Genomic DNA, 17581 nt, shown 5'->3' with positions numbered 1-17581 from the left:
AGAACCGACGAGCGCCGGCGAGGAGGTGCCGTGACGCAGGTGGACACGCACGAGGCCTACGTGCGGGTGGAGCGGGAGATCGGCCTGCTGCTGCGCCGCTCCCGCGCCATCTCCGCCCGCCTGTCCCGGGAGCTGCACCCCGACCTGGACGGCGCCGCCTACGGGCTCCTGGCGCTGCTGCAGGACGCCGGGCCGCTGCGCGCCAGCGACCTGGTGGCGCGGCTGGGGCTCGACAAGAGCACCGTCAGCCGCCAGGTCTCCACGCTGGTCGAGCTGGGCCTGGTCACCCGCGAGGCCGACCCGGCCGACGGCCGCGCCCAGGTGCTGAGCACCTCCCCGGAGGGTGCGGCCCGGCTCTCCCGCATCCGTGACGCCCGGCGGGCCCGCTGGGAGGCCGACCTCGCGGACTGGCCGGCCGAGGACGTCGCCATGCTGGGTGAGCTCCTGGCCCGGTTCAACCGGCTCGGCGAGGCACGCGAGGCCGAGACGGACCGCTGAGAAAGGACCCCCTGCCCCCCGCCACTCGCGCGCTCGCGGCGGGACCCTGCAGGGGAGCCGCCGTTCTCCCCGCGCCGTACACGGCAGCGCCCCCGTACCCGGCCGGGTACGGGGGCGCTGCCGTGTCAGCGGGTCAGGTCACGGTCCCGGGACCATCCAACTGAGCACCGGGGAGGCCTGCAGGACCACGATCAGGCACATGAGCAGCAGGAGCAGCATGCTCCAGCCGAAGACCTTCCGGAACAGCTCGCCCTCCCGGCCGGCCATGCCCACCGCCGCGGCCGCGATGGCCAGGTTCTGCGGGCTGACCATCTTGCCCATGACGCCGCCGGAGGAGTTGGCCGCGGCCAGCAGCACCGGGTCGAGACCGGCGTTGGTCGCCGCCTGCACCTGCAGCGCGCCGAACAGCGCGTTGGCAGAGGTGTCCGAGCCGGTCACCGCGACGCCGATCCAGCCCAGGATGGGGGAGAGGAAGGCGAAGAAGGCGCCGGTCTCGGCCAGCAGCCGACCCATGTGGCTGGTCATGCCGGACTGGTTGAGCACGTAGGCCAGCGCGAGCACCGCCATGACGGTGACGATGGCCCACTTGAGCTCGCGGTAGGTGTCGACGTAGGCCTTCAGCGCCCGGCCCGGCGAGATGCGCAGCACCAGCATGGTGAGGATGCCGGCGAAGATCATCAGGGTGCCGGCGGCGGGCAGCCAGTTGAACGAGAACGTCGTCGAGGACAGCTCGGTGTCCGAGCCCGCCGCGAACACGTTCAGCCCCGGCCAGGCGAAGGACGTCGTCCACGGCGCCTGGCCCAGCGCCGACTTGACCGGGCCGAGGTTGGCCAGCGCGAAGATCACGATGATGATCCCGTACGGCGCGTAGGCCTTGACGACCTCGGCCCGGCTGTCCTCCACCACGGGCCGGTCGCCGCCGACGGCCGGGGCGTGCGGGTCCCGCGCGTCCTGCCGGCCGGGGGCGTCGCCGAGCTCCTCACCGGCGGTGGCGCCGACGCCGCCCCGCTCGCGCCCGCCGGGCCCGGAGGCCACGGTGCCCGCACCGCCGCCGGCAAGGGTCGCCGCGGTCACCGGCTCGTAGGTGGTCTTGCGCATCCGGACGACGGCCACGACGGCGGCCGCGGCCACGAGCGCGGCGATGATGTCGGTCAGCGGCACCGAGATGTAGTTCGCGGCGACGAACTGGGCGATCCCGAATGCGAAACCGGCGACCAGGGCCTCGAACCAGGTGTCCTTCAGGCCGCGCTTGCCGTCGACGACCAGCACGAGCACCAGCGGCACGAAAGCGGCCAGGATCGGCGTCTGACGGCCGGCCATCGCACCCAGGGTGTCGACGGTGAGCCGGGCGTCGTCGCTCACGCCCGAGGTCACCGTGGCGAGCGTGACGATCGGCGTGGCCAGCGCACCGAAGGCGACCGGGGCGGTGTTGGCGATCAGCGCCACCGCGGCGGCCTTCATCGGCTGGAAGCCCAGCGCCATGAGCATGACGACGCTGATGGCGACCGGCGTCCCGAAGCCGGCCAGCGCCTCGAGGAGGGCGCCGAAGCAGAAGGCGATGATGATCGCCTGGATCCGCTGGTCGGGGCTGACCTTCTCGAACGAGCGTCGCAGCACGTCGAAGTGCCCGGTGGCGACCGTGAGGTTGTAGACCCAGATCGCGTTGATGACGATCCACAGGATCGGGAAGAAGCCGAACGCGGCACCCTCGGTCGCCGACAGGACGGCCTGTCCGACCGGCATCCGGAACGCCAGGATGGCCAGGACGATCGCGACGGCCAGCGAGATCAGCCCGGCCATCCACGCCTTGACCTTCAGCGCACCCAGGAGCACGAACAGCGTGAGCAGCGGTATGGCTGCCACCAGGGCGCTCAGTGCGAGTGACCCACCGACGGGGTCGACGACCTGCTCGAACAACGGGGCTCCTTCCCTCGGCGGTGAGGGGCGCGTGGTTGTGTGGAGATGGTGCGGTCGTGCGGTGGTTCGGGGAAGGGGTGGCAGGTCAGGCAGGCCCCCTGTGGGGTCCCGCCGGGGGCGAGCCCCCGGCGGGACCCCACAGGGGGCCCTGTCTCACCGATCCGCGCCGGCGGGCCGGGCCAGGGCGGTGCCGGGGCCGTTGAGCGCCCGGTCGAGCAGGTCCTCGACGTGCACCCCGCGGATCGAGGCGTCCAGCACCTGGACCGTGTGCGCGACCGGCATCCGCTTGCCCATGCGGGCCAGCGTCGTCGCGACCTGCATCCAGCAGCCGGGGTTCGCGGTCACCATCAGGTCCGCCCCGGTGGCGAGGACGGCGGCCGCCTTGCGCTCGCCGAGTTCCCGTGCCGGTTCGGGCTGCAGCATGTTGTAGGTGCCGGCGCTGCCGCAGCACAGCTCCGCCTCGGTGAGCTGCTTGAGCTCGATGCCCGGGATCCCGCGCAGCAGCTTCCGCGGCTCCTCGCGGATGCCCTGCGCGTGGGCCAGGTGGCAGGCGTCCTGGTAGGCCACGGTCATCGGCAGCGGGTGCCGCTCGGCGACCGGTCCCATCTCGACGATGAACTCGCTGATGTCCCGGGACCTCCTGGCCAGCGCCTCGGCGCGCTCCGCCCACTCCGGCTCGTCGCGCAGCTGGTGCCCGTACTCCTTGATGTTCGAGCCGCAGCCCGCCGCGTTCACGACGACGTAGTCGACCCCGGCCTGCTCGAACGTCTCGATGGTCCGCTTGGCGAAGCCGAGGGCCTGCTCCTCCCGGCCACCGTGTCCGGGCAGCGCCCCGCAGCAGCCCTGGCTCCGCGGCACGATGACGTCGCAGCCCTCGGCGGCCAGGACGCGCACGGTCGCGGCGTTCACGTCGGGGAAGAAGGTCCCCTGCACGCAGCCGGCCAGCAGCCCGACGACCGCCCGCCGCTGGCCCACGGCCGGCGTCCGCTCGGGGACGCGCTCCACCGGGCCGAGCTTCGGCGCGAGCGACTCCATGGCCTGCAGCGGTGCCGGGAGCTTGCCCATGAGTCCCGCGCGGGTCAGCAGGCTGCCGAGCCGACTGGCCTGGTAGGCGCGCAGCGGCCCGCGCAGCGCACGCAGCCGCCGCGGGTAGGGGAACAGGTTGTAGATCAGGTCGCGGTAGAGCTTCTCCGACCGAGGCCGCCGGTACCGCCGCTCGATCTGCGGGCGGGTGGCCTCGATCAGCTTGTCGTACTGGACGCCGGACGGACAGGCCGTCACGCAGGCCATGCAGCCGAGGCACTGGTCGAAGTGGCGGACCATCGAGTCGTCGAGCGGCTCGCCCTCCAGCGCCTCCTTCATGAGGTAGACGCGTCCCCGGGGGCTGTCCATCTCCTCGCCCCAGAGCACGTACGTCGGGCAGGTCGGTAGGCAGAACCCGCAGTGCACGCAGTCACCGATGAGCGCGGGGTCCGGCGGGTGGTGGTCGTCGAAGGCCGGCTGGACGGCCTGCCGCGTCGTGGGCAGGCCGAGCAGGGCCGGGGTGCCCACGGTGGCGGCGCCGGTGCCGGCCGGCAGGTCGATGTCCTGACCGATGTCGAGCGGGCGGCGCGCCCCGACGACCGCGGAGGGGGCCTCGTCGGTCGCCCGGACGGCGCCGGTGGGTGAGCCGGGCGGCAGGTCGGCGACCGTGTCCCGCACGGGACCGACGTTCGGGGAGGCGCCGGGGGACCCGGTCGGGGGCGAGTCGCCCCGGTCTCGACTGCCCGGCGTGATCTCCGTCATCTACAACCCTCCGACGAACCGGCCCGGCGACATCCGCCGCTCGGGGTCGAACCTCTCCTTGACCCGCCGCATCAGGTCCAGCGAGTCGCCGATCGGACCCCAGTGGTCCAGTCGCCCGCGGACGGCGTCGGGCGCACGCAGGACCACCGCGGTCCCGTCGTGCGGTGCGAGCGCGGCACGCAGCCGGGGCAGCACCTCGACGGCCTCCCCGGCCGCGACGGCCGCGTAGGACACCCCCGTCGCGGCGTGCGCGGCCACCGCCGTCCCGGCGGGGAGCGCGCCCAGCACCGCCGAGAGGGACGCCGGTGCGTAGGCCAGCCGCAGCAGCACGTCGTCCGCACCACCGGGCCGACGGCCGAAGTCCTCCGGGAGGTCCTCGGACTCCTCGCCGCCCCCGAGCAGGGCGACGGCGGCTCGGGCCTGCCCCTCCACCGACTCCGCGATCGACTCGAACAGCACGACCAGCCGCGCGCTGCCGTCCGTCCTGCCGATCAGCTCCACGGCCGAGGGGGTGAGCGTCGAGCGGGCCAGCGCGATCGACAGGGGACCGGCAGCCGCGGCGTCCGGCAGCTCGAGCGTGACCACCCGCCGCGCCGGCGGCACGGGGTGCAGCCGCCAGGTGGTGGAGACGACGACGCCGAGCGTCCCGTGGGCGCCGGCGAACACCTTGCCGAGGTCGTACCCGGCGACGTTCTTGACGACCTTGCCGCCCGCGTGCGCCACGGTGCCGTCGGCGAGGACGACGGCGATGCCGATGAGCAGGTCGCGGGTGGTGCCGTACCGCAGCCGGCGTGGCCCCGACGCGTTCGCGCTCACCACGCCGCCCAGCGTGGCGCCGTCCTCGGGCGGGTCCAGGGCGAGCAGCTGCCCCGCCCGGCCCACCTGCGCCTGCAGGTCGGCCAGGCGTACCCCCGCCTCGGCCACGACCGTGAGGTCGCCCGCCACGTGCTCGACGATCCGGTCGAGGCCGGTGAGGTCCAGCAGGAGGTCGCAGGACTCCGGCGGCGGAGCCCAGGTCAGCTTGCTGCGGCCGCCGACGGGCACGACGGTGCGCCCGTCGGCCGCCGCGGCCCGCAGGACGTCGGCGACCTGGTCGACCGTGGTCGGCCGGACCACCTCGCGCGGGACCACGCCACCGACCGCGTCGTCGGCGCCGCCGGCCCGTCGGGTGTCGGTGACCGTGCTCATCAGCGGGCCCTGCCCATCAGAAGACCTCGCCCAGGCCGGCGGCCTGCACCGGGTGCTCGCCCTTCCGGACACCGGGCCGCTCGCCGCACAACCGCGGGGTCGGGAAGACCTTGCCCGGGTTGGCGATGCCCTCGGGATCGAAGGCGCACCGCAGCAGCTGCATGGTGTCGAGGTCCTCGGCGGTGAACTGCTTGGCCATCTTCATGCGCTTCTCGCTGCCCACCCCGTGCTCGCCGGTGATGGAGCCACCGGAGGTGACGCAGAGCTCGAGGATGTCGCCGGCCAGCTCCTCGGCCTCGTGCGCCTGGCCCTCGACCGCGTCGTCGAACAGCACGAGCGGGTGCAGGTTGCCGTCGCCGGCGTGGAACACGTTGGCCACGCGCAGGCCCCGCTCGTCGGCCATGCGCTCGATCTCGGCGAGCACCTCGGGCAGCTTCGTGCGCGGGATGACGCCGTCCTGCACGAAGTAGCTCGGGCTGATCCGGCCGACCGCCGCGAACGCCGACTTGCGGCCCTTCCACATCAGCGCCCGTTCCGCGTCGTCCGCCGCGATGCGGGTCTCGAAGGCGTTGCGGGCCCGGGCGATCTCCTCGACCTGCTTGAACTGGGCCTCGACCTCGACCCTCGGACCGTCGAGCTCGATGACCAGCACCGCCACCGCGCCCTCGGGGTAGCCGCAGCTCACCGCGGCCTCGGCGGCCTCGATGGCCAGCGCGTCCATCATCTCGACGGCGGCCGGCACGATCCCGGCCGCGATGATGTCGCTGACCGTGCCGGCCGCGTCCTCGACCGAGTGGTAGCCGACCAGCATGGTCTGCACCGCCTCCGGCACCCGGACCAACCGCAGCGTGAGCTCGGTGGCCACACCGAGGGTGCCCTCGCTGCCGATGAACGCGCCCAGCAGGTCGTAGCCGGGGTGCTCGGGGGCGCGCCCGCCGAGGTGCACGACCTCGCCGTCCGGCAGCACCACCTCGGCGCCGAGGACGTGGTTGACCGTGAAGCCGTACTTCAGGCAGTGGGCGCCACCGGCGTTCTCGGCCACGTTGCCGCCGATCGAGCAGACCAGCTGGGAGGACGGGTCGGGGGCGTAGGCCAGGTCGTGGGGCGCCGCGTCGCGGGTGACCCACAGGTTGATGACCCCGGGCTCGACGGTGACCTGGCGGTTGTCCGCGTCCACGGGGGACAGCCGGCGCAGCCGGGACAGCACGAGCAGGACGCCGTCGGCACTGGGGAGCGCGCCACCGGACAGGCCGGTGCCCGAGCCGCGCGCCACGAACGGGACGCCCGCCTCGGAGCACAGCCGGACCGTGTCGACGACGTGCTGCCGGCTCTCGGCCAGCACCACGATCGCCGGGGTGACCTTGAAGTTGGCCAACCCGTCGCACTCGTACGTGCGCACCTGCGTGCGGTCGGTGAGCACCCGCTCGGTGCCGACCGCGGCCCGCAGCCGATCGGCCAGCGCGGCGGTGCGGTCGGAGACGACGGGCTCGGCGGTGGCGGTCATGGCGTCCTCACGGCATGCGCTCGTAGGCCGGCAGGGTCAGGAAGTCGCTGTACTCGTCGGAGACCGCCATCTCCAGGAACAGCGCCCGGGCGTCGTCCCAGCGGCCGGAGGCGAAGGAGTCGCCGCGGGCCTCGCCGATGGCCTTCATCTCCTCGTCGGTGATGCGCTCGACCAGCTCCCGGGTGACCGTCTCGCCGTTCGAGAGCTGCACCCCGTTGTGCAGCCACTGCCAGACCTGGCTGCGGGAGATCTCGGCGGTGGCCGCGTCCTCCATGAGGTTGTTGATGCCGACCGCGCCGGAGCCCCGCAGCCACGACTCGATGTACTGGATGCCGACGCTGATGTTGCTGCGCAGCCCCGCCTCGGTGATCTCCCCGGGGGTGGACCTGACGTCGAGCAGCTGCTCGGCCGTGACGTGCACGTCCTCGCGCTTCTTGTCCAGCTGGTTCGGGCGGTCCCCGAGGACGGCGGTGAAGACCTCCTTGCAGAGCTCCACCATGCCCGGGTGGGCCACCCAGGAGCCGTCGAAGCCGTCGTTGGCCTCACGCTCCTTGTCGGCCCGGACCTTGGCGAAGGCCTGCTCGTTGACCGCCGGGTCCTTCGACGGGATGAAGGCCGCCATGCCGCCGATGGCGTGCGCGCCGCGCTTGTGGCAGGTGCGCACCAGCAGCTCGGTGTAGGCCCGCATGAACGGCACGGTCATCGTGACGGAGTTGCGGTCGGGGAGGAGGAAGTCCTCGCCCCGGGTCCGGAACGTCTTGACGACGCTGAACATGTAGTCCCAGCGGCCCGCGTTGAGGCCGGCGGAGTGGTCGCGGAGCTCGTAGAGGATCTCCTCCATCTCGAACGCCGCGGGGTAGGTCTCGATGAGCACGGTCGCGCGGATGGTGCCCCGCGGGATCCCCAGGTGGTCCTGCGCCAGGTTGAAGGCGTCGTTCCAGAGCCGCGCCTCGAGGTGGCTCTCCATCTTGGGCAGGTAGAAGTACGGGCCCTGGCCGCGGTCGACCTGCTTCTGGCCACAGCTGGCCAGGTACAGCGCGAAGTCGACCAGGCTGCCGGAGGTCTGCTCGCCGTCGACGGTGATGTGCTTCTCGGGGAGGTGCCAGCCGCGCGGGCGCACGATGATCGTGGGCAGCTCCACGTCGTCGCGGACGCGGTACTCCTTGCCCTCCGGGCTGGTGAACTCCAGCTTCCCGTCGATGGAGTCCATCAGGTTCAGCGGGCCGTTGACCACGTTGGTCCACAGCGGGGAGTTCGCGTCCTCCTGGTCGGCCAGCCAGCACTTCGCGCCGGAGTTCAGCGCGTTGATCGTCATCTTCCGGTCCGTGGGTCCGGTCATCTCGACGCGGCGGTCGATCAGGCCGGGCGCGGGCGGGGCCACCTGCCAGGAGTCGTCCTCGCGGATCGACCGGGTCTCCTCGAGGAAGCCCAGGCTGGCGCCGTCGGCCAGCGCGCGGACCCGCTCCTTCCGGGCGGCGAGCAGCTCGAGCCGGCGACCGTTGAGCTCGCGGTGGAGGAGGGCGACGAGCTCGAGCGCCCGGGGGGTGAGGATCTCGTCGAACCGGTCCTCCATGGGGCCGGTGACCTCGACGCCGTCCACGCCGGTGGTGCTGCTCATGGTTCTCCCTGGGAGTCGCTGGGATGGGACGCCGGCCGGCTCCCGCTGAGCGGCCAGCGGCGCTATCGTTCTTTCCGTATCGCGGAAGTCGAAGTCTGGGTACTGGAAAAGTAGTGTTCGCCATCACCTCGGTCAACCTGAGGGACCCTGGAGCGACCGGACACGTTTCGCTTTGGGGAAGAGCCTGGTGGGGTCCGGCGTGGTAGCGCAAGCGGGAGGGTGGCGATGGCTGCGGGAGTGGTGGCCCCGGGGGGGACGGCCGATGGCGTCCAGTCGCTCGAGCGGGCGTTCCTGCTTCTCGAGTTGATGGCCGACGCGGGGGGCGAGGTCGCGATCAGCCGGCTCGCCGCCGAGAGCGGACTGCCGGTCTCGACCATCCACCGGCTGGTGCGCACGCTCATGGCCCGTGGCTACGTGCGCCAGCTGCCCTCCCGGCGCTACGTCCTCGGCCCCCGGCTGATCCACCTCGGGGAGTTCGCGTCGCGCATGCTGGCCACGTGGGCCCAGCCCCACCTCACCTGGCTGGTCGACACGATCGGGGAGACGGCGAACCTGGCCATGCTCGACGGCGACCGGGTCGTCTACGCCGCGCAGGTCCCCTCGCGGCACTCCATGCGGATGTTCACCGAGGTCGGCCGGCGGGTGCACCTGCACTGCACCGGCGTCGGGAAGGTGCTGCTGGCGCAGCTGTCCCCCGAGACCGCCCGCGAGCTGCTGGTCCGGGGCGGCATGCCCGCCCGCACGGACCTCACCGTCACCGACCCCGACGAGCTGATGACCCAGCTGCCCGCGATCGCCGCCCAGGGCTACGCGGTCGACGACGGCGAGCAGGAGGCCGGGGTGCGCTGCGTGGCCGTCCCGGTGCCCGGGGGCCCCTCGGCCGGGGCCATCTCGGTGTCGGGCCCCGCGGGACGGCTGACCATGGACGCCGTCCCGCGGGTGGTCCCCCTGCTGCAGTCGGCCGCCGCCGCCCTGGCCGCGGAGCTGCGGGAGGACGGCGCCGCGTCGATCAGCGCCCCGTCCAGCTGACCGGCTCCCGGGCCACGAAGGCGGCGACGCCGGCGCGGAAGTCCTCGCTGCCGTAGACGGTGCGCAGCAGGTCGGCGTCGTCGGGGAGGCCGGCGCGGCGCAGCCGGGTCACCGCGCGCTTGGCCGCCCACATGCTCAGCGGGGCGTGGCCGAGCAACGTCGTGGTCAGCTCCTGCAGCGCGGCGTCCAGCTCGCCGTCGGCGCAGAGCTCTCCCACGAAGCCGGCCGCGGAGGCCTCCTCCGCACTCAGGAGCCGCGCCCGCAGCAGCAGGTCCAGCGTCCGCCCGGGGCCCAGGTGGTGCACCAGCAGGGACACGCTGTTCACCGACAGGCAGTTGCCCAGCGTGCGGGCCACCGGTACCCCGAACCGCGAGGACGCGGTGGCCACCCGCAGGTCGCAGGCGGCCGCGAGCGCGAGCCCGCCGCCGACGCAGGCACCCTCGATGGCCGCGACCGTGGGCACCGCGACGTCCTCGAGCCGGTTGACCACCCGCTCGATCGTCTGCTCGTAGGCGATGCCGTCGTCCCCGCCGGTGAACTCCAGGAACTGGGCGATGTCGGTGCCGGCGACGAACGCCCGGCCGCCGGCACCGCGCAGCACGAGCACGCGTACCGAGTCGTCGGCGTCGGCCCGTTCGCAGGCCTGCTCCAGACCCTCGTACATCGCGAAGGTCATCGCGTTGCGCTGCCCGGGCCGGTCGAACAGGACGGTCAGGACCGCGCCGTCCTGGCTGACCGTCAGGTCGCCGGTCACGCTCCCTCCCCCGGGGCGACGGGAGCCGGAGCCGGCACCTGCACGGGACCGGCGACCGCGTCGACGACGTCGGCCGGCACCCCGGCCCGGGTCAGCACCGCCCGGGTGTCGGCGCCGAGCGGTGGCCCGGCGTGGTCGCGGACGGTGGGGCTGGCCGACAGCCGCATGGGCGAGCCGAGCTGCCGCTGCGGCGGCAACGACGGGTGCGGCGCGTCCCAGAAGAAGTCGCGGGCGTGCAGGTGCTCGTCGGTGAAGACCTGGCCGTAGTCGGAGATCGGGGCGCAGGGCACTCCGGCTGCACCGAGGGCGGCGACCAGGTCGGCCGTCGTCCGGGCGGCGGTGCGGACCTCGACGGTCCGCGCCAGCTCGTCGCGGTGGGCGTGGCGGCGGGAGGCGTCGGCGTAGCGCTCGTCGGCCAGCTCGGCCGTCATCCCCAGCGTCCGGCACAGCCCGGTCCAGGTGTTGGGGGTGTTCGCCCCGATCGTGATCCAGCCGTCGGCCGTGCGGAACGCCTGGTACGGCGCCTGGCTCTGGTGTGCCGAGCCGAGCGGCCCGCCGACCTCGCCGGTGGCGAAGTACTTGCCGGCCTCCCAGACGGCGAGACTCACGCCGGCCTCGAACAACGAGACGTCGATGGACTGGCCCACGCCGGAGCGGTCCCGCTCGCGCAGCGCCGCGGTGACGGCGAGGGCGAGGTAGAGGCCGCAGACGAGGTCGCACACCGGGACGCCGACCTTGACCGGCTCGCCCCCGGGGGTGCCGGTGATGCTCATGATCCCGCTGCGGGCCTGCGCCATGATGTCGAGCCCCGGCAGCGGGGCGAGCGGCCCGTCCTGCCCCCAGCCCGAGCCGGAGGCGTACACCACCCGGGGGTTGACCGCCTGCACGCTCGCCGCGTCGAGGCCGAGCCGCGCCATGGCGCCGGGTCGGAGGTTCTCGATCACGACGTCGGCGGTCTCGACCAGCGCGAGGAAGGCCCGCTTGCCGGCCTCGGACTTCAGGTCCAGCGCGATCGCCTCCTTGTTGCGGTTGAGCCGCAGGTACGGCGAGCTCTCGCCGTCGACGAAGGGCCCACTGGCCCGGACGGGGTCGCCCGAGCGCGGGTCCTCCACCTTGACGACCCGGGCGCCCAGGTCGGCCAGTTGCATGGCGGCGTAGGGCGCGGCCATGAAGACGCCGACCTCCAGCACCGTGATCCCGCTGAGGGGCGGCTGGGGGGTCGGTGGGGTCGGTCCGGTCGCGGTCACGTCTGCCTCCGCGTGCTGGGTCGGTTCGTCGGGTGGTCGGCCGGGGGGCGGGCTCATCCTGGCCCGCACGCGGCTGCGCCCCGGCGGCGGGTGCCGGCCGGGGCGCAGTCGGGGAGAGCGGTCAGTGCGGCGGTGGCGTCACAGCCAGCCGGGGACGACGAGGACCAGCCAGGTGACCGGCGGGATGAGGGCCACCATCGAGAAGCCCCAGATCATCAGGGTGCGGAAGACCCGGTCCCGGTCCTCGGGGTTGGAGTTGGCGACGACGAGGGCCCCGCTGGTCGAGAAGGGGCTCGAGTCGACGATGGACGACGACAGGGCGAGGGCGGTGATCAGGCCGACCGCGCCGATGGCGTCGCTGCCGAGCAGGAACGGCACCGCCAGCGGGATGAGCGCGCCCAGGATGCCGGTCGTCGACGCGAAGGCGGAGACGACGGCACCGATGTAGCAGATCAGCAGGGCGGCGATCATCGGGACGCCCAGGGAGGCGACGTTGTCACCGAGCCAGCCGGGGGTGTCCAGCTCCTGCAGCAGGCCGACGTAGGTGACGATCCCGCAGATCAGCAGCACGGTGGGCCAGGCGACCTGACCCACGGCGCCCTTGGCGCCGGCCGGGGCGACCAGGGAGAGCACCGCGGCGATGGTCAGGGCCATCAGGCCGATCTCGAGCTGGAAGACCAGCGCCCCGACCACCAGGAGCACCAGCCCGATCAGGGTCAGCGTGCGGTCGCGGTCCAGGGTGGTGACCGGGGCCTCGCGCTCGGGGGTCTTCAGCGCGGTGGTCTGCACGGAGGTCCTGTCGGCGCGCTCCCCCGCGGTGGACCCGCCGTGCGCCGCGGCGACGCCACCGGGGCCCGTGCCGCCGGGGCCGGCCGTGCCCGCGGTCCCGGAGCTGCCGACGGGGACCGGCTCCGCACTCCCACCGTCGCGGCCGTCCAGGTCGACGCGGGTGGCGTTGCCCAGCAGCTTGCGCCCGCCGAAGAGGAAGAAGACGACGACGCTGAGCAGCACGTTGGCGACGATCGAGGCGGCCCAGAGGAACGCCGGGCTCCCGGGCAGGCCGTTGTCCGCCACGACGGTGTTGGTGATGACGCCGAAGATGGACAGCGGGGAGAAACCCCCGGCCGTGGCCCCGTTGATGATGAACAGACCCATCAGCAGCGGGTTGATCTGGTAGCGGCGGGCGAAGGCCATGCCGACCGGGGCGATGATCGCCACGCAGGCCGGCACGACACCGCCGATGGCGGTCAGCACCCCGGTGACGGTGAACATGACCCACGGGATGGCCCACAGGCGCCCGCCGGAGGCCTTCACCGACGCGCTGACCAGCCAGTCCACCGTGCCGTTGTTCTTGGCGATGGCGAACAGGAACGTGACGCCGACCAGGACGATGAACAGCTCGCCCGGGAAGAAGCCGTAGATGGTGTCGGCGTACTCCTCGGTCCCGAAGATGAAGTAGCCGGCCACGAAGGTGGCGACGAACGCCAGTACGCCCATGTGGACGGGCAGCACCGTGGAGATCAGGAAGATCGCCAACAGCACGAGGATCGACAACAACTGCACGGACATCGATGTCCCCTGACGGTCGGGACGGGACGCCGTCGGCGCCGTCCGGGTCTTCCACGATGCGGGATCGGTGTCCCGCGCTTCGGGCATTCAAGGTTCCCGAGGCGGGCGTGTCAAGCATCACAGGGGAGGCGGGCCTGCTCGACACGAGTCCGGGATGCGGTAGTAGCGTCCCGCATCGTGGAGCACGGGCAGGTTGCCCGGTTCATCGGCGAGAGGGCGATGCAGTGCCAACGACGACGACGGGTACGGGTGGACGTCACTTCCTGCAGATCCCGGGACCCACCAACGTGCCCGACCGGGTGCTGCGGGCCATGGACATGCCGACGATCGACCACCGCGGCCCGGAGTTCGCCGCCCTCGGCACCGAGGTGCTGGAGGCGGTCAAGGCGCCGTTCGGCACCACCAACCCCGTGGTGATCTACCCGGCGTCCGGCACCGGCGCGTGGGAGGCGGCGCTGACCAACACGCTGTCCCCGGGCGACCGCGTGCTCTGCTTCGAGACCGGCCACTTCGCCACCCTGTGGCAGGAGATGGCCCGCCGGCTCGCCCTGGAGGTCGAGTTCGTCCCCGGTGACTGGCGGCACGGCGTGCCGCCCGAGGCGGTGCACGAGCGGCTGGCGGCCGACACCGGTCACGAGATCAAGGCCGTCATGGTGGTGCACAACGAGACCTCGACGGGCGTCACCAGCCGGGTCGGGGAGATCCGCGCGGCCATCGACGCCGCGCAGCACCCGGCGCTCTACCTCGTCGACACCATCTCCTCGCTCGGCAGCATCGACTACCGGCACGACGAGTGGGGGGTCGACGTCACGATCTCCGGCTCGCAGAAGGGGCTCATGCTCCCGCCGGGCATCAGCTTCAACGCCGTCAGCGACAAGGCGCTGGAGGCCTCGCGGACGGCGCGGCTGCCGCGCAGCTACTGGGACTGGGAGCCGATCCTGGCCGCCAACGAGCGCGGGTTCTGGCCCTACACCCCCGCCACGAACATCCTCTACGGCCTGCGCGAGGCGCTGCGGATGCTCGAGGAGGAGGGGCTGCCGAACGTCTACGCCCGCCACCAGCGGCACGCCGCCGCCACCCGCGCCGCGGTGCGCGGGTGGGGCCTGGAGGTGCTGGCCCTCGACGAGCGGGAGTACTCCGGCTCGCTCACCGCGATCCTCCTGGCGGACGAGTACGACGCCGACGAGGTCCGCCGGGTGATCCTCGCGAACTACGACATGTCCCTCGGCGCGGGTCTGGGCAAGCTGGCCGGCAAGGTGTTCCGGATCGGCCACCTCGGCCACTTCAACGACCTGATGCTCGCGGGCACGCTCGCCGGCGTGCAGATGGGCCTGGTCCGCAGCGGGGTCAAGGTCAACACCGACGGCCTGCAGGCGGCTCTCGACCTGCTCGCCCAGCCGTGACCGCCGCACCACCCCGGCCGTCCACGGCTGGAGTCGCCTCCGACCTCGCCGCGGAGCTGACGCGCGCGCTGGACGGCGAGGTCGCTTTCGACGACTACTCGCGACACCTGTTCAGCCAGGACGCGAGCATGTACGCGATGACGCCGGCCGGCGTCGTCTACCCGCGGCACGCGGACGACGTCATCGCGACCGTGCGGCTCGCCGGGGAGGCCGGGCTGCCGGTGCTCGCCCGCGGTGCCGGCACGAGCCTGGTCGGCCAGACGATCACCCCGGGCATCGTCATGGACCTGTCCCGGCACATGTACGAGATCTCCGAGCTCGACCCGGGGACGCGGACGGCGCGGGTCCAGCCCGGTGTCGTGCAGGACGACCTCAACCGGGCGGCGGCGAAGCACGGGCTGATGTTCGGCCCCGACACCTCCACGTCGAACCGGGCGACGATCGGCGGGATGATCGGCAACAACTCGGCCGGCAGCGGCTCGCTGCGGTTCGGGATGACGATCGACCACGTCCTCGAGATGGACCTCGTGCTCGGCGACGCCTCCACCACCCGGTGGGGCGTGCTCGACGAGGCCGAGCGTGCCCGCCGGGCGCAGGGCGACTCGCTCGAGGCGCGCATCCTGCGCGGCCTGCCCGACATCCTGCGGGACAACGCCGACGCCATCGCCGGCGGTTTCCCCGAGTACTGGCGGCGGGCCGGCGGCTACCGGCTCGACCGGCTGGCCGGGGCGCCACCGTACGACCTGGCCAAGTTCCTGGTCGGCTCCGAGGGCACGCTCGCGGTCGCCACCTCGGCGCTGGTCGGCCTGGTGCCCAAGCCGGCGAAGCAGGTGTTCGCGGTCGGCCACTTCCGGTCGGTGATCGAGGCCACGGCGGCCACCGAGGACGCGCTGTCGCTGGACCCGGCCGGCGTCGAGATGATCGACAAGACCATCCTCGACCTGTCCCGCCAGAAGATCGAGTACGCCGGCCTGGGGCGGATCCTGGAGGGCGACCCCGCGGCGCTGGTCTTCGTCTCCTTCACCGGTGACGACGAGGCCGGGCTGGTCGACTCGCTCGACAAGCTCGCCGCCCTGTGGGCGGGGAACGGCCACGGCTACGCCACCCTGCGCGCGGTCACGCCGGCCCAGCAGGCGGACCTCCTCAAGGTGCGCAAGTCGGCGCTCGGCCTGCTCATGGCCGCCTCCGAGGGCGCCCGCCGGCCGCTGGCCTTCGTCGAGGACACCGCCGTCCCGCCGCAGCACCTCGCGGAGTACACAGCACGGTTCCGCGACGTGCTGCAGCGGCACGGCCTGGAGGCCGGCTTCTACGGGCACTGCTCGGTCGGCTGCCTGCACATCCGTCCGTTCGTCGACCTGACCAAGCCCGGCCAGGTCGAGACCATGCGGACCGTCGCCGAGGAGATCAAGGACCTCGTCAAGGAGTACGGCGGCGCCAACTCCAGCGAGCACGGTGACGGCCTGGCCCGCAGCGAGTTCAACCGCGAGCTGTTCGGCGACGAGCTGTACGAGGCGATGCGCCAGGTCAAGCAGCTGTTCGACCCGTCGGACGTGCTCAATCCGGGCAAGATCGTCGACGCCCCGAAGATGACCGAGCACCTGCGCGACGCGAACCCGCCACAGCCGGGCCCGTTGCGCACCCGGCTGACCTTCGACGTCGTCGGCGGCATGTTCGGTGCGGCCGACCGGTGCATGAACATCGGCCTGTGCCGCAAGTCCACCACCGGCACGATGTGCCCGAGCTACATCGCCACCCGCATGGAGGAGCACTCCACCCGGGGTCGGGCCGGCGCGCTGGTCAAGGCGCTGTCCGAGGGCGACCCGCACGAGGCGCTGTCCGACGACCGGCTGCACGAGGCGCTCGACCTCTGCCTGTCGTGCAAGGCGTGCAAGGCCGAGTGCCCGCTGGGCGTCGACATGGCCTCGCTCAAGGCCGAGGCGCTGGCCGCCAAGTACGACAAGACCGGGGTGCCGTTGCGCTCCCGGGTCTTCGGGGCCATCCGCACGCTCAACCGGCTCGGCTCGGCCACCGCGCCGCTGTCGAACATCCCGGGCCGGATCAAGCCGTTGCGCTCGTTCATGGACCGCCGGATGGGCATCGCCCGGCAGCGGCCCCTGCCCCGCTTCGAGCGTGAGAACCTGCCCCGCTGGTTCAAGCGGCACCGGCCGGTCGGCACGCCGACGCAGGGCCGGGTCACGATGCTGGCCGACTCGTTCACCAGCTTCAGCGAGCCGGGCATCGGCAAGGCCGTCGTCCAGCTGCTCGAGCGGGCCGGGTACGACGTCCGGCTGGAGAGCAAGGGCTGCTGCGGCCGGCCGGCCATCTCCAAGGGCCTGCTGGACGACGCCCGGAAGAAGGCCGAGCACCTCGCCGCCTCGCTGTGCGCGAGCGGCGCGGCCGACGGGCCCATCGTCGGCTGCGAGCCGTCCTGCATCCTCACGCTGCGCGCCGAGCACGTGTCGCTGCTGCCCGACGACCCGAACGTGCGCGCGGTCGCCGAGCGGGTTCGGTTGCCCGAGGAGCTGCTGGTCGAGGCCATCGACGCCGGACGCCTGGAGCTGCGTGAGGACAGCTGGCTGGCCGGGCGCACGGTCGTCTTCCACGGCCACTGCCACCAGAAGGCCGAGGCCGGGACGGCGGCCACCGTCGCGCTGCTCAAGCGCATCCCCGGGGTCACGGTGCAGGAACTCGACGCCGGGTGCTGCGGCATGGCCGGGTCCTTCGGCTACGAGACCGAGCACTACGACATCTCCCTGCGCGTGGGGGAGGACCGGCTGTTCCCGGCTGTCCGCGCGGCCGCGCCGGACGCCGTGATCGCGGCGACCGGGACCTCGTGCCGGGAGCAGATCCACCACGGCACGCATCGCACCGCCCGGCACCCGATCGAGCTCCTGCTGGAGGCGCTCGCCTGAAGAAGGACCCCGTCCTCCCCCCCTCGCGCAGCGGGGCGGGGGTCCGGGACGGGTCGGCGGCCGCGTCGCCCCCACAGGGGGCGGCGCGGCCGCGGTCGTTCCCGGGCGCAGGGGCGAGGCTGGTTGCCTGCAGCAACCAAATAGCGGTATGGTTGCA

At 73.0% G+C, this 17581-nt stretch carries 12 protein-coding genes; 4 read left to right on the top strand and 8 right to left on the bottom strand.

Annotation, left to right across the window (positions count from 1 at the left end; genetic code table 11):
- Positions 1 to 30: 30 nt before the first annotated feature.
- Entirely contained in the window at positions 31 to 498 is a 468-nt protein-coding gene (locus tag ACU610_RS18055) for a MarR family winged helix-turn-helix transcriptional regulator (RefSeq protein WP_446769073.1), read from the top strand.
- Between the two features lie 138 nt (positions 499 to 636).
- Here ACU610_RS18055 and ACU610_RS18050 read toward each other — a convergent pair whose 3' ends face one another.
- From ACU610_RS18050 to aceB, 5 genes are all read right to left on the bottom strand, one after another.
- The gene (locus ACU610_RS18050; RefSeq protein ID WP_446769072.1) at positions 637 to 2415 is read right to left on the bottom strand and encodes an L-lactate permease; all 1779 of its coding nucleotides are present in this window, start codon (positions 2413 to 2415) and stop codon (positions 637 to 639) included.
- A gap of 153 nt (positions 2416 to 2568) precedes the next feature.
- Positions 2569 to 4116 carry a glycolate oxidase subunit GlcF gene (gene glcF, locus ACU610_RS18045; RefSeq protein ID WP_446769071.1) on the bottom strand — a complete coding sequence of 516 codons (1548 nt, stop codon included), beginning with the start codon at positions 4114 to 4116 and terminating at the stop codon, positions 2569 to 2571.
- An 84-nt stretch (positions 4117 to 4200) separates the two neighbouring features.
- Positions 4201 to 5388: an FAD-binding oxidoreductase gene (locus tag ACU610_RS18040; protein ID WP_446769070.1), complete on the bottom strand. Its 1188-nt coding sequence runs from the start codon at positions 5386 to 5388 to the stop codon at positions 4201 to 4203.
- A gap of 16 nt (positions 5389 to 5404) precedes the next feature.
- Positions 5405 to 6892 carry an FAD-linked oxidase C-terminal domain-containing protein gene (locus ACU610_RS18035; protein ID WP_446769069.1) on the bottom strand — a complete coding sequence of 496 codons (1488 nt, stop codon included), beginning with the start codon at positions 6890 to 6892 and terminating at the stop codon, positions 5405 to 5407.
- A gap of 7 nt (positions 6893 to 6899) precedes the next feature.
- Positions 6900 to 8510: a malate synthase A gene (gene aceB / locus ACU610_RS18030; RefSeq protein ID WP_446769068.1), complete on the bottom strand. Its 1611-nt coding sequence runs from the start codon at positions 8508 to 8510 to the stop codon at positions 6900 to 6902.
- A 225-nt stretch (positions 8511 to 8735) separates the two neighbouring features.
- Between aceB and ACU610_RS18025 the strand changes: the two genes are divergently transcribed.
- Positions 8736 to 9539 (top strand): IclR family transcriptional regulator, encoded by an 804-nt coding sequence (locus tag ACU610_RS18025; protein WP_446769067.1) that lies wholly within the window; start codon positions 8736 to 8738, stop codon positions 9537 to 9539.
- On the opposite strand, the gene ACU610_RS18020 is transcribed toward ACU610_RS18025, so the two are convergent.
- From ACU610_RS18020 to ACU610_RS18010, 3 genes are all read right to left on the bottom strand, one after another.
- Positions 9520 to 10293: an enoyl-CoA hydratase gene (locus ACU610_RS18020; RefSeq protein WP_446769066.1), complete on the bottom strand. Its 774-nt coding sequence runs from the start codon at positions 10291 to 10293 to the stop codon at positions 9520 to 9522. The two genes, ACU610_RS18025 and ACU610_RS18020, sit on opposite strands and share 20 nt — an antisense overlap.
- Positions 10290 to 11540 carry a CaiB/BaiF CoA transferase family protein gene (locus tag ACU610_RS18015; protein ID WP_446769065.1) on the bottom strand — a complete coding sequence of 417 codons (1251 nt, stop codon included), beginning with the start codon at positions 11538 to 11540 and terminating at the stop codon, positions 10290 to 10292. Before ACU610_RS18015 ends, ACU610_RS18020 begins: the two co-directional genes overlap by 4 nt.
- 138 nt (positions 11541 to 11678) lie before the next feature.
- A complete protein-coding gene (locus tag ACU610_RS18010) occupies positions 11679 to 13109 on the bottom strand; it encodes an SLC13 family permease (protein WP_446769064.1) in 1431 nt (476 codons plus the stop codon).
- Positions 13110 to 13333: 224 nt separating this feature from the next.
- Between ACU610_RS18010 and ACU610_RS18005 the strand changes: the two genes are divergently transcribed.
- Positions 13334 to 14512: a pyridoxal-phosphate-dependent aminotransferase family protein gene (locus ACU610_RS18005; protein ID WP_446769063.1), complete on the top strand. Its 1179-nt coding sequence runs from the start codon at positions 13334 to 13336 to the stop codon at positions 14510 to 14512.
- On the top strand, positions 14509 to 17424 hold the full coding sequence (locus ACU610_RS18000) for an FAD-binding and (Fe-S)-binding domain-containing protein (protein WP_446769062.1): 2916 nt from the start codon (positions 14509 to 14511) through the stop codon (positions 17422 to 17424). Before ACU610_RS18005 ends, ACU610_RS18000 begins: the two co-directional genes overlap by 4 nt.
- Positions 17425 to 17581 lie beyond the last annotated feature (157 nt).

This window comes from Geodermatophilus sp. URMC 61 (genome assembly GCF_052931555.1).
This window is presented reverse-complemented; position numbering and strand designations above follow the sequence as displayed.